This is a genomic window from Nakamurella antarctica (assembly GCF_003860405.1).
GTDB classification, from domain to species: domain Bacteria; phylum Actinomycetota; class Actinomycetes; order Mycobacteriales; family Nakamurellaceae; genus Nakamurella; species Nakamurella antarctica.
In genome coordinates this window covers 918,925-931,847 of the sequence record NZ_CP034170.1, presented here as the reverse complement: position 1 = coordinate 931,847, position 12,923 = coordinate 918,925, and the positions used below count along the sequence as shown (strand labels likewise).

Sequence of the window (12,923 nt, the reverse complement as noted above, 5' to 3'; positions counted from 1 at the left end):
TCGTCGGTCAAGAAATGCTCTGGTGAGGCCACGGTAGTCAACCCCGAAAAATACCCTCCGGCAAAACGCCGTCAGCTGGTCAGATAAGCGCGCAACACCGCTGCCATCTCGCCAATTTGTTGCAGTGACACGCGCTCCTCGCGGGTGTGGGCCAGCGAGGGGTCGCCTGGTCCGTAGTTGATGGCGGGGATGCCCAGCGCGGAGAATCTGGACACGTCGGTCCAGCCGAATTTCGCAACCGCGACGCCGCCCGCAGCCGCGACGAACTCAGCGGCGGCGGCAGCAGCCAGTCCGGGCTTGGCTCCCATGGCCATTTCGAGTATTTCGACGTCAAACCCCGCGAAAAATTCTTCAAGATAACGAGTCACGTTGGCGGCGTCCCGGTCGGGGGCAAACCGAAAGTTGATCCGAATCACGCACTCATCAGGGATGACGTTGCCCGCCACACCGCCTGCAATATCTACCGCGTTCAAGCCCTCGCGGTAGAGACAGCCATCGATGTCGACGTCGCGCCCCTGATAGTTCGCCAGCCGGGCAAGCACCTCCCCCGCGGCGTGGATAGCGTTGACGCCCATCCAGGAGCGAGCCGAGTGGCTCCGTTTGCCAGCGAACGCGATCTGCAGCGCGGCGGTGCCCTGACATCCAGCTTCGACGGCGCCATTGGTGGGTTCGCCCAGGATGGCCAGGTCCGCAGTCAACCACTCCGGTAGCTCGCGTTCGATCCTGGTCAACCCGTTTCGTTCGTGCTCGATCTCTTCGCACTCGTAAAAGATGAAGGTGAGGTCCTTGGTCATCTCAGACGGTTGTAACGTCCCCGCAAGGGTAAGCAGCACCGCGTCGCCAGACTTCATATCTGTGGTGCCGCAGCCGTGCAGAATGTCGCCGTCCAGGCGTGAGGGCACGTTGTCTGCGATCGGCACCGTGTCAATGTGACCCGCTAGCAGAACCCGCTGCTCGCGCCCCAGGTTGCTCCGAGCCATTACCGAATTTCCGATTCGGACTACTTCCAGGTGCGCGGCGCGTCTGAGCGCAGCCTCGATGGCATCGGCGAGCGGCCCCTCCGTTCCTGATACTGACGGAATGTCCACCAACACCTGGGTGAGAGCTGCAGGTTGCAGTGTGAGGTCGAGGTTCGGGGCGGCAGAAACGGACTGGCTCATGGGATCTGAGCCTACCGGCGGCGATGGAACTGCCTGTCCTTGCAACCGCACGCGCACTCGCACGTCCGTCAAAAATGAGCCCCTGAAAAAAATGATCCCGCTGAGAAAAATGATCTCGCTGACTAAACTGGAAGCAATGCGAACGCTTCCCAAAATCCTGATCGCGCTCGCGGTCCTAGCGCTGATCGCCACTGGCGCAGTATTCGGAGTTCGTGCGTTGTTGGGTTCCGATGCAGCGGTTGGCCCAGAATGTGTGGTGCAGAGCGACCCCAAGGCGCCGGCCACCGACCGGCCCGTGGTTGACCTCGGATCTGCCACCCAGGTGGCCGCGCCCATTGCCTTGGCTGCGGTGCAGTTACAGCATGCATCCACCATCAATGCGGTCGGTCTGGCCAAGCAGCTGAGTACCCGGGCCCGGACTATCGCGGTGGCGACGGCACTCCAAGAGTCTTCTTTACGGAACCTGCCAGGCGGTGATCGCGACTCGGTCGGCCTCTTTCAGCAGCGTCCTAGCCAGGGCTGGGGAACTGTGCAGCAAATCAGTGACCCGGTCTACTCGGCCGGCATATTCTACGACCGACTGCTCCAGGTTCCGGATTGGGAGTCACGACCGCTCACCGAGGCAGCTCAAGAGGTGCAGTACTCAGGACATCCAGAGGCGTACGCCAAGTGGGAAGTCGAAGCGGCGCAACTGGTTGGAGCCCTTTCTGGGGGTTGGGGCACGGCACTCTCCTGTCGTGACGGGGCCGCGGCCTCCACCGCGCCTGTGCCCCCACGAGCTGTCCCCACCTTGATGGCAGCGGCCTCGCCGGGTCTGGCCTCCCTGATCGCAGCGGCAAATGCTGAGCTGGGAACCATTGCGGTAGTGGCGGTCTCAGCAGATGGGAAGGAAGTGGTCGTTACCATCGATGTCCCAGTCCTGGCTGACAGCGACAGGGCAGCAATGACGCTGGCGCTGTGGACGGTAGCGCACGCCGCGTCCGGACGACTTAATTTGGTTGCTGTCGCGGGTGCCCGTTGGCAGGGAAGTTCCTGGGGCGCAACGGAAAGCGCGCTGCCTGCTGGTCAGGTCCGGATTAGTGTCGCTGGCTAGTACAGCGACTTCCCAGCTGAGTAGGTGTCGCCGGCGCGCCGGATGTCGGTAACCTACGGCGTATGACCGATCTGCAGGGCGCCTTCGGCGTCGGACTCGCCACCGTCACCGCCGCCGGGACAATTCTTGACGTCTGGTATCCCAAGCCGGTGCTGGGCAGGGAAACCGCCGATGCCCACATTGATCTTTCCGCTGCAGAACGCACCGATGCCATTCGCGAGGTGCGGCTATGTGTGGTCCGCACCGAGATCACCGACCTTGCGGACGCCGCAGTCGACACTGCCGACGTCTATCTCCGGTTGCACCTGCTCTCGACAAGATTAGTAAAGCCGCGCAGCATCAACCTGGACGGTATCTTTGCCCTGCTGCCCAACAACGTGTGGACAAATCTTGGCCCCGTCCCTGCGGAGAACATCGATACTGTGCGTCTGGCAGCAGCGATTGCGGGTACTCGACTCTCTGTCTACGGTGTCGACAAGTTCCCTCGGATGACGGACTACGTCGTGCCTTCCGGGGTCCGGATCGCCCACGCCGATCGCGTGCGGCTGGGCGCGCATCTCGCTGCGGGAACCACCGTCATGCACGAGGGCTTTTGTAACTTCAACGCCGGGACACTCGGTAGCTCCATGGTGGAAGGACGAATTTCGCAAGGGGTACTAGTCGGCGACGGCAGCGACATCGGCGGCGGCGCCTCGATTATGGGAACATTGTCCGGCGGCGGCAGCACAGTCGTGTCGATCGGCGAGCGCTGCCTCCTCGGTGCGAACGCGGGAGTCGGTATCAGCCTTGGCGACGACTGCATCGTGGAAGCTGGCCTCTACGTCACAGCCGGCACAAAACTGCACCTCCTGGAAGGCAAATCCACCAGGGTGATGAAGGCTGCCGACTTGTCGGGTCGCTCGGGATTGCTCTTTCGCCGCAACTCCATCAACGGCAGTGTCGAAGCCCTGCCTCGCGCTGGCTCCTGGGGGGGACTCAACGTCGCATTGCACGCTGGTCAATAGCGCCGTGAGCCACCTTGAAGGTGGGAAGGCTCAGGCTGCCAGACGCTGGACTGCGGCTGCGATCCGTTCGTCCTTTGCAGTCAGAGCCACTCGGACATGTTTGCTTCCCGCGGGTCCATAGAAGGTACCGGGGGCGACCAGTATGCCCATTTCGGCAAGATCGTCGACGGTCTTCATCGCATCTTCGCCGCGGGTACACCAGAGGTAGAGCCCAGCTTCGGAGTGGTCGATCTGGAAACCAGCATCCCCCAAAGCCCGGATTAAGACCTCGCGCCGACCTGCATAACGAGAGCGCTGAGCGATGACGTGTCCATCGTCGTCGAGCGCGGCAATCGCCGCCGCCTGCATAGGCGACGGAACCATTGAACCGAACTGTTTGCGAATCTGCAGCAGTTTCGCCACCAGATCGGGGTCGCCGGCGAGGAAGCCGACGCGGTACCCGGCCATGTTGCTCCGCTTGGACAGCGAATGTGCCACCAGCAAACCCGAGTGATCCTTGCCGCAGATCTCCGGATTCAAGATCGAAAGGGGGTGGGCGTCCCACCCAAGATCGATGTAGCACTCGTCGCTGACGAGGATCGTGTTGTTCGCTCGAGCCCACGCCACCGTTTCCCGCAATCCTGCAGCAGAGGTGACTGCTCCGGTCGGGTTGGACGGGGAGTTGATCCAGCGCAAGGCCACAGTGACATTGCCGTAATCGGATGGCGTGTCGCCTCGCACCACGGCGCAGCCAGCGGCGATCGCTCCGACTTCGTACGTCGGGTAGGCAAGTTCCGGGATAGCGACAACGTCGCCCGCGCCGAGACCCAACTGCAACGGCAAGGTCGCTACCAGCTCCTTCGACCCGATGGTGGGCAGCACCGCTTCGGGGTCCAGGTCGGGAACCTCGTGAGTGCGCTGCAGCCAGCCCGAGTAAGCCCGGCGAAGCGATAATTTCCCGTGGGTGGTCGGATACCCGGGCGTGTCACACCCAGCGGCGAGAGCCGCGCGCACTGCGTTGGGTACCTTGTCGATCGGAGTACCGATGGAAAGGTCGACAAGGCCATCAGAATGCTTGGACGCCTTCGCCTTCGCCGCCGCAATCGAATCCCACGGAAATGCCGGGAACCGAGATTGCCAGTCTGGATCCATCACATCAATGACCCTCGCCCATCGGGGGCAGCGCGGCGATCAGGGGGTGGTCCTTCGGGATTTTGCCGGTACGCGAGGCGCCGCCGGGCGAGCCCAAATCTTCGAAGAAGTCGACGTTGGCCCGGTAGTACTCTTTCCACTGCTCGGGCACGTCGTCTTCATAAAAAATTGCTTCCACCGGGCACACCGGCTCGCAGGCACCGCAGTCCACACACTCATCGGGGTGGATGTACAACATCCGTTCACCCTCATAAATGCAGTCAACGGGACATTCTTCGACGCATGCACGGTCGAGAACGTCCACGCATGGTTCGGCGATCACATAGGTCACAGCAGCACTCCACGGCTTATCTCGGGATTACTTCTCTTCAATCACATCGGCCTGACGCTCGGACACCGCCCAAAATTAACGCACGTAAGCGCTTTGCGCTGCCCGATCGCGTTGTGATGCTGGCCGACTTCCCAGTATCCCCTTCCGAGGCCCCGGCTGCGAAACCGGCCTGGCGTCGGGGAGTTAAGCAACTGCTGTAGGTGGGGCCTTCACGGTGGCGTACTTCGCTATCTCACGCTTGCCCCAGCTCCCTCCGAGCGCGACCGCCCCGGCCAGCACCCCGGCGCCCAAAAGGATCACGCTGCGCCATTGAATAGCTCCCCCCACAGTTCCCGGCAAAACGGGATAGCCCAGCGTCACGGTACGACTGAGCCACCATGACACCAGCAACCACGATGCGAAGGGGAGTGTGGCCAGCAGCAGGGATTCAGTGCTTGCATACGCCGAACGAATGGACCAGAAGATCACGCCGGCCCCCAGCAAGGCAGTGATGGGAAGCGGAATTCCGGCCCAATACCAGGGGAGAAAAAACACCCCAAAAAGCGCCGTAGCCCCGCTCAGCAGTGCCAAAAAAAGCGCCAACAAAATCCCCGCCGCCCGGGAGGGGGCGCTCCGCGAAGCCGCAGGCGCACTGTCCACCACAACCGGATCAGCCCCTGCCGCGCCGGGGTGTGCGGGCGTGTTTCCCCCGCCATTCATGGAGTTGGCCTCGCCAGTCCGGCTGGTCTCAGCCGCCGAAACCTCAATGACGCCCAGCGGATCAGTCATCGCTGAGCCCGGCAAAAATATCGTCAGCGGCCACCTGAGTGTGCGAGTCGACGCGCGGTACCGGAACGCCAGCGAGCAGCTTGAAGTACTCCCGGCTCATCAGCGGCTGCGCAATTCGGTTCGACAACGCAAAACCGTCAGTCAGCAATTCCACCTGGGTAGCGTGAGCGGCCAAGGCAGCCCGCCGCTCCCTCTCAACATGGCCAAGATCTATTTCCACCACGATCTGCTCTGCAGGCGCCAGGTACCCCAGATCTGCCGGCACGCCGGGCAGGTAGCCATCGGGAACCACGAACGCCGCGAGCGCTGCTCGCGCAGCTTCGTCAGGCCGAACCACCGCCAACACTCGGGGTACCCCGGCGCTGAGCGCCGCTGCGACTGTTACCTGGTGGGCCGCAACGTGGTCCGGATGGCCGTACCCACCGTCAGAGTCGTAGGTCAGCACCACGTGCGGAGCAATCTCTTCGATGACCCGGGCTAGCGCGGCGACGGCGCGACTATGGTCGACTCCCCCCGCTGCGGCATGGGTAAATGCGCGCGGGTGGTGCGCCGACGGTGTGCCCACCATTCCAGAATCACGGAACGCACCGATGCCGCCCAGATAGCGGTGGTCCCGCACGCCCAGCGCGACACAGGCAGCCGCCAGCTCCCCGTGGCGGTAGCCGCCGAGTTGATCGGCTTCAGCGGCGACCAGCCCGGCCAGTGCGGGTGGGATAACTTCGCCTTCTTCGCCAAGAGTGCAGGTGAGGATGGTGACTTCGACTCCCGCTCGGGCGTAATGGGCCAGGCTGCCACCCATTGTGATCGATTCGTCGTCAGGGTGCGCATGCACCGCCAGAAGTCGCCACGTCATACCCGCAGCCTAGAGGCTTCGAGCACGAACCTGTGTCCGCTGCCACCCGGGAGGGCCCCGAAGGGCTTAGGAATTACCGCTGAAATCAAGCCCCGAGCCCGGAATCGCTGCGAGTAACGCCTTGGTGTATTCCTGTTTCGGATGCGCAAACACCTCATCGGTGCTCGACTTTTCTACGATCGCCCCGTCCTTCATCACCAAAACATCATCGGCAATTTGTCGGACCACAGCCAGGTCGTGGGTGATGAACAAGTAGCTCAAGCCAAGTTCGGCCTGCAGGTCGTTGAGAAGGTTCAGCACCTGGGCTTGGACCAGCACATCAAGGGCAGAGACAGCCTCATCGCAGATCACCACCTCCGGATCCAACGCCAGCGCCCGAGCGACCGCAACCCGCTGCCGTTGACCGCCCGAGAGCTCGTTGGGGAATCGCCTCATGGCAGTGGACGGCAACGACACCTTATCGAGAAGTTCTCGCACCTTCTTCTCCCGCGATTTATTGTCACCGATGCCATGAGTGCGCAAGGGCTCCTCAATTGTGCGGTAGATCGAATACATCGGGTCCAAGGAGCCGTACGGGTTTTGGAAAATCGGCTGCATCTTGCGCCGCATCGCCAACAGCTCCTTGCCCTTGAAAGCGGCAATGTCGTGGCCATCAATGGATACCTTGCCGCTGGTGGGATCCAGCAGGCGCAGCACCATCAGCGCGACGGTCGATTTACCCGACCCGGACTCCCCCACGATCGCCGTGGTGGTACCCCGCGGCACCACGAACGAGACATCGTCGACCGCGGTGAAGGAATTACTGGAGCCCGGGGCGCCGCCGCGGATTTTAAAAACCTTGGTCAGGTTTTCGACCTCGATCACGTTATCGCCGCGTGCTGCTTTAGCTGCATCCGACACCGAGCCGTCGCCGCTGGAACCATGCGTCGAAGTGCGGGCACCGCCTTCGACCCGAGCGACCGTGGATTGCAACCGCCTCGAAGTGAGCGACGGAGCAGATGCTACGAGTCGTTGCGTGTACGGGTGCTGCGGGTTTCGGAGCAGCTCGAGAGCTGGCCCCGATTCCACCACCTGCCCCTTGTACATCACGACCAACTGCTCTGCACGCTCTGCGGCGAGTCCCAGATCGTGGGTAATGAGGAGTACGGCAACCCCCAGCTCGGACGTCAGCTTGTCCAAGTGCGTAAGAATCTGTTGCTGGACCGTCACATCGAGCGCTGAAGTCGGCTCGTCAGCGATCAACAGTTTCGGCCGAGCCGCCAGCCCGATGGCGATCAGCGCACGCTGCCGCATTCCGCCGGAAAACTCGTGGGGATACTGCTTGGCGCGTCTCGCCGCGTCGGGTAAGCCCGCCTCGCCGAGGAGTTCCACCACTCGGGCATCGGCGCCTTTGCCCTTACCCAATCCGTTGGCCTTCAGCGCTTCTTTGACCTGAAATCCGATGCGCCACACCGGGTTCAGATTCGACATCGGGTCCTGCGGGACCAGTCCGATGGACGATCCCCGGAGTGCGACAATTGCCTTCCGGGAGATACCGGTGATCTCTTTGCCCTCGAACAGGATTTTTCCACCGGTGACCTGGCCGCTGCCGGGTAGTAGGTCGATGATGGCGTGCGCGGTCGTGGACTTCCCCGATCCGCTCTCGCCCACGATGGCCACAGTCTGCCCGGGGTACACGGTCAGGTTCGCCCCTCGAACGGCTGGAATCATCCCGCGCTCAGATTGGAAACCGACATCCAGGTTTTGAATTTGAAGCAAGGGTTCAGCGTTGGAATAATCGCGCTGCTGGGTGGGTTGCTTGGCCATCGAAACAGAAGTATCCGTCATCGCTTCCTTGCTTTCGGGTCTAGCGCTTCTCGGACTGCATCGCCCAGCATGATGAACGCGAGCACGGTCAGCGCCAACGCTGCCGCCGGATAGAACAGGACCATCGGCTGGTCCCTGATGGAGGCTTGCGCGGTGCTGATGTCATTACCCCAACTCATCACGCTTGGCGGCAGGCCCAACCCGAGGAACGACAACGTCGCTTCCACCACGATGTAGATACCGAGCGAGAGGGTGGCGATCACGATGACGGGCGCCAGCGAATTCGGCAGTACGTGCTTGCGCAGGTTCTTCATCCGGGAGTTGCCCAGTGCCGTTGACGCCACCACGAATTCGGAGTTGCGCACTGAGATCACCGCGCCGCGAGTAATGCGCGCGACCTGGGGCCATCCGAACGCGGACAGGACTAACACCACGCTATAGATGGTCGTTCCGCCTTTGAAAAGCTGCAGCAAGACGATGGCGGCCAGGATCAGCGGAATGGCAAAGAAGATATCCGTCAGCCGGGAAATCAGCGTGTCCACAATGCCACCGAAGAATCCGGCGATGGCCCCGAGGATTCCGCCGACTATCACCACCAGCACGGTGGTGAGGGCGCCGACGGCAACTGAGGCCCGAGCGCCATAAATCGTCCGGGCAAAAACGTCGTATCCCTGTTTGGTAAATCCAAATGGATGGCCCGGTTCGGGATTGCCGAGGGACCGGGAAAGAATACCCAATCGAGGGTCTTCCTTGGTGAAAACGCTGGGAAAAGCAACCACAAATAAAATAAACAGGATAAGCACTGCGGCCACAATAAAGATTGGGTTCTTCCGTAAATTCTTCCAGGCTTCCATCCACAGACTGGCCGGGGCTCGGGACTCGTCCAGCGAATCGGTGGCCAGTAGCGGGGTTTCGTCGACATTGGCCACAAAATGTTCCTGGCCGGGGCGGTGGAGTGCGCGGCCTTCTGGCCCTTGACTGTTAGACATAGCGGATCCTCGGGTCGAGAATGGCGTACAGCAGGTCGACCAGCAAGCTGGCCACGATGAACACCAGGATCAAGACCGTGACGATCGAAACAACCGTGGGGGCCTCCCCTGCTCTCACCGCCCGGTAAAGGGCGTTGCCGACCCCCGGGATATTGAAGATCCCCTCGGTGACGATGGCGCCGCCCATCAACGCGCCCAAATCTGCGCCCAGGAACGTCACCACTGGGATCATCGAGTTCCGCAACACGTGCACCGTCACGACTCTTCGCCGAGATAATCCCTTGGCGGTGGCGGTGCGGACAAAGTCGGCGGTGAGATTTTCTGCCACGGACGTCCTCGTGAGCCGCAGGACGTAGGCCAGCGAGACCCCGCCCAAAACGAACGCGGGCAGGAGAAGGTTGGCGAACGTGGCGTTGCCACCCACGGTGGGATTAACCCAGCCGAGCTTGACACCGAAAACGAACTGCAGGACGAAGCCGAGGACGAAGACCGGAATGGCGATGATCAGCAGGGAGAAAATCAACACCGTGCCGTCGAAGAATCCGCCGCGACGCAGTCCTGCCAGCAGTCCGAGGCCGATACCGAGAATGCCCTCTACTGCCAACGCCATAAAGGCCAATTTGATCGTCGTGGGGAAGGCGCTTTGCATGACTTCGAGCACTGGGCGGCCGGAGAAGGACTTGCCGAAGTCGAACGTCACGACTCCTTTGAGGTAGTACAAATATTGCTGGAAGAAGCCCACATCGAGGTGATACTGGGCGCGGATCTGCGCGGCCACTTGCGGATTCACCGGTTTGTCGCCGAATAATGCGGCCACCGGGTCTCCTGGTAGCGCGAACACCATTGCATAAATCAGCAGCGTCGCCCCGAGAAATACTGGGATGAACTGCAGGAGTCGCCGACCGGTGTACCACAGCATGGATGCCTCTTCCGTTTAAGGCAGATGTAAAGGACAGCGAAGTTTAGGCAGCAGCTTAACGCGGCATCCGCCTCAATCAAAGCACTAACCCGGCGCCGAACTCCCTTTTCGGGAGCGCGGCGCCGGGTCGGATAAAACTAGGCCTTCTTTTGGATCGCGTAGTAGATCGGCTGGCTATCCCAACCGAATTGCACGTTGGAGACGTTCGTGGAGAATCCACCGGTCACGTTGGAGTACCACAGCGGGATCGCGGGGAGTTCCTTCAACAGGATCTCCTGGGCCTGCTCGTAAAACTTGTTGCCCTCTTCGACGGTCTTGGCAGCTGAACCCTCGCCGAGCAGCTTGTCGAACTCCGGGTTGGAGTAGTCGCCGTCGTTCGAGCCGGCTCCGGTCTTGTAGATCGGTCCGAGGAAGTTGGAAACGCTGGGGTAGTCCGCTTGCCATCCGGTGCGGAAGCCGCCCTCGATGGAGCGGTCGGTGACCTGGGTCCGCAATTCTGCGAAGGATGCGTACGGCTTGCCTTCGGCATCAATGCCCAAAGTATTCTTGATGCTGTTAGAAACGGCATCGACCCACTCTTTGTGCCCACCATCGGAGTTGTAGGCGATGGTGAACTTGCCGTCCCACGGGGAGATGGCGTTGGCTGCTGCCCAGGCCTTCTTGGCACCGTCCGCGTTGAACTTCAGCACATCTGCGCCCTTGAGCGAGTCACTCCACCCGGCAATAACCGGGGAGGTGAAGTCGCTGGCGGGAGTGCGGGTGCCGCTGAAAATAATCTTGGTGATTTCGTCGCGGTTGATGGCCATCGAAATGGCCTGGCGACGCAGGTTGCCTTCTTCACCCGAGAAGTGCGGGTCGCGGGCCGGAACGGTGAAGGACTGGAACACCGCGGCTGGCTGGTTGACGCTGCGGCCGGGTAGGTCAGTCTCATAGCTGGTCAACGAGCCTGGCGGGATACCGTCAATGACGTCCAGCAGATTGGACTGCAAGTCGGAGTAGGCCGCTTCGTAGGCTTGGTAGAAAGTAAACGTTAAGCCGCCGTTTTGCGGCTTGCGATCGCCGGTGTAGTCCGGATTCGGCACCAGGTCGATCTTGACATTGTGCTCCCATGAGCCGGGGCCACTGAGCATGTACGGACCGTTACCCACCGGGTTCTCGCCAAATGCCTTTATATCCTTGAAGGCCGAGGTGGGCAGAGGAGCGAAGGCCGAGTAGCCAAGGCGCAGCGGGAAGTCCGACTGCGCTTCGGTCAAGGTGATCGTGAAGGTGGTGTCGTCGACCTTCTTCAGGCCCGACATGGTCTTTGCCTTCGGCGCCGGCAGGCATGTTGCCTTGCCTTTCTTGTCCGGCGGGCCAGCGTCCTTCTCGCAGTAGTTGACGTCAGCAAAGCCCTCGATCGGGTCGAAGAAGTACGAGCTCAGCTGTGCGTTGGTGACATCGGCGCCGAAGTTCCAGGCGTCAATGAAAGACGCCGAGGTTACTGGCTCTCCGTCGGTGAACTTCTGGCCAGCCTTGAGCTTGACGGTGAAGGTCTTGGAGTCGGTGGTCTCGATCGACTCAGCGGCCTCCATGTGGGTTTCGCCCTTGGCGTCGTAGTACACCAGCTTGGCAAAAATGTTGTCGATGATCCGGCCGCCACCCACCTCGTTGGTGTTGCTGGGTATCAAGGGGTTTTGGGGCTCGGTGCCGTTGGCGAGAATGACGCCGCCGGTGGCTTCAGCCGGAGCTGCGCTGCTGCTGCCAGCGTCGCTGCCCGCTGCGGAAGATTCGGTGCCCGCTGCCGAAGATCCGGTGGCGGCTGGGCCACTCGAATCACTGCTCGTGGTCTTCGAGTCACTGCCGCACGCGCTGAGAAGCAAGGCTGCTCCCGCTACGAGCGCAGTGACGACTGAAAGTTGTCTTTTCATCTACTCATTTCCTCCTTGGACGGGCCGAAATTGCGGCGGGGGCAGCCTGTTTGACTGCCGAGCGCCCAAAGCCGAACTGCCCGACTTCAGTTCTGGCGACTGGTGACTTCTTGACTCTACGAACAACGGCGTCCGAGAGCGCCGTCTGGCCACTCATTGTGACCGAAGGGTAACTTACGGAAGCCTGCCGCCACCGGGCAACCTCCACGGGAGGTTTTCCGCAAAAGCACCCCTCTACGCGTAAAATTCGTCTTTACCCGCGTAGGGCGAGGGGAGTATCCGCACGTGGCAGCATGGGAAGTGTGGAATCCTTTCGCGCCGACCCTGATCCTGACCGCGGTTCCAACTCAGCTGTGGCCGCAGACTTCGTTTTTCGGCCACGGGTCGGCTACTTCGCCTGCGGTTTGTGGGCGGTGTTAGCAGTTGCGTGGATTGTGCTGGCGATTCGCGATGCTGGGTTGTCCGGGCTCTGGCAAATTGCCCCTGCCAGCTTCATGGGCGTGCTGGTCTACGCCACCTGCGGCCGACCATGCGTGATTGTCGGAAGCGAAAAAGTATTGCTTCGCAACATCATTCGTGACGTCGAGGTGCCCTTCAGCCAACTCGAAGCCGTCCACACGCAGTACGCACTCACGTTGCTCACCACCCAGGGGCAAAAATTTGTCGCATGGGCCGCTCCTGCGGCAAGCAGGTACAGCACCGCGCGAACCACCGAATCTGATGTGAAAACCATTGGGTGGGACGAACAGTCCGATGGCCCCGTCCCTGCGAGCGCGAGCTTGCGGAGCGACTCCGGTTCCGCTGCCGCCATTGTCCGTAGAAACTGGCGGGTGGCGCGTGCGGCTCTTGTCGAGATTGGGCCAACCCCGGGAAAGGTCGTTATTTCGTGGTCGGCCCCCGTGCTTGTTTCGTTGGCGGCAACATTGCTCGCAAGCGTGGTGGTGCTCGCGCTGTAACGAGCG

12 protein-coding genes are annotated in these 12,923 nt (G+C 61.5%); 3 read left to right on the top strand and 9 right to left on the bottom strand.

Translation table 11 applies throughout. The features are described 5' to 3' along the window. Positions 1-71: 71 nt before the first annotated feature. Complete coding sequence (gene dapE / locus EH165_RS04065) at positions 72-1,160, bottom strand: succinyl-diaminopimelate desuccinylase (protein WP_124798143.1); 1,089 nt, start codon at positions 1,158-1,160, stop codon at positions 72-74. A gap of 136 nt (positions 1,161-1,296) precedes the next feature. Here dapE and EH165_RS04060 point away from each other — a divergent pair, with 136 nt between their 5' ends. Beyond that, positions 1,297-2,253, top strand: a complete 957-nt coding sequence (locus tag EH165_RS04060; RefSeq protein ID WP_124798142.1) for a heavy metal transporter — start codon at positions 1,297-1,299, stop codon at positions 2,251-2,253. A 62-nt stretch (positions 2,254-2,315) separates the two neighbouring features. After that, on the top strand, positions 2,316-3,257 hold the full coding sequence (dapD, locus tag EH165_RS04055; RefSeq protein ID WP_124798141.1) for a 2,3,4,5-tetrahydropyridine-2,6-dicarboxylate N-succinyltransferase: 942 nt from the start codon (positions 2,316-2,318) through the stop codon (positions 3,255-3,257). Between the two features lie 30 nt (positions 3,258-3,287). Here the strand turns inward: dapD and dapC are convergent, their stop codons facing one another. From dapC to EH165_RS04015, 8 genes are all read right to left on the bottom strand, one after another. After that, the gene (gene dapC / locus EH165_RS04050) at positions 3,288-4,388 is read right to left on the bottom strand and encodes a succinyldiaminopimelate transaminase (protein ID WP_124800283.1); all 1,101 of its coding nucleotides are present in this window, start codon (positions 4,386-4,388) and stop codon (positions 3,288-3,290) included. Positions 4,389-4,392: 4 nt separating this feature from the next. Beyond that, complete coding sequence (gene fdxA, locus EH165_RS04045) at positions 4,393-4,719, bottom strand: ferredoxin (RefSeq protein ID WP_124798140.1); 327 nt, start codon at positions 4,717-4,719, stop codon at positions 4,393-4,395. A 183-nt stretch (positions 4,720-4,902) separates the two neighbouring features. Then, positions 4,903-5,487 (bottom strand): hypothetical protein, encoded by a 585-nt coding sequence (locus EH165_RS04040; protein ID WP_124798139.1) that lies wholly within the window; start codon positions 5,485-5,487, stop codon positions 4,903-4,905. Next, positions 5,480-6,340, bottom strand: coding sequence for an N-acetyl-1-D-myo-inositol-2-amino-2-deoxy-alpha-D-glucopyranoside deacetylase (mshB, locus tag EH165_RS04035; protein ID WP_124798138.1), 861 nt, complete (start codon positions 6,338-6,340; stop codon positions 5,480-5,482). The genes EH165_RS04040 and mshB overlap by 8 nt, the downstream gene beginning before the upstream one ends. A 66-nt stretch (positions 6,341-6,406) precedes the next feature. Beyond that, positions 6,407-8,146 (bottom strand): dipeptide ABC transporter ATP-binding protein, encoded by a 1,740-nt coding sequence (locus EH165_RS04030; protein WP_124800282.1) that lies wholly within the window; start codon positions 8,144-8,146, stop codon positions 6,407-6,409. 17 nt (positions 8,147-8,163) lie between these two features. Continuing rightward, positions 8,164-9,135, bottom strand: coding sequence for an ABC transporter permease (locus EH165_RS04025; protein ID WP_124798137.1), 972 nt, complete (start codon positions 9,133-9,135; stop codon positions 8,164-8,166). After that, positions 9,128-10,054, bottom strand: a complete 927-nt coding sequence (locus EH165_RS04020; RefSeq protein ID WP_124798136.1) for an ABC transporter permease — start codon at positions 10,052-10,054, stop codon at positions 9,128-9,130. The genes EH165_RS04025 and EH165_RS04020 overlap by 8 nt, the downstream gene beginning before the upstream one ends. A 137-nt stretch (positions 10,055-10,191) precedes the next feature. Then, positions 10,192-11,961: a peptide ABC transporter substrate-binding protein gene (locus tag EH165_RS04015; protein WP_124798135.1), complete on the bottom strand. Its 1,770-nt coding sequence runs from the start codon at positions 11,959-11,961 to the stop codon at positions 10,192-10,194. A 302-nt stretch (positions 11,962-12,263) separates the two neighbouring features. Between EH165_RS04015 and EH165_RS04010 the strand changes: the two genes are divergently transcribed. Further along, the gene (locus tag EH165_RS04010; protein ID WP_124798134.1) at positions 12,264-12,917 is read left to right on the top strand and encodes a hypothetical protein; all 654 of its coding nucleotides are present in this window, start codon (positions 12,264-12,266) and stop codon (positions 12,915-12,917) included. The last annotated feature ends 6 nt before the right edge of the window (positions 12,918-12,923 follow it).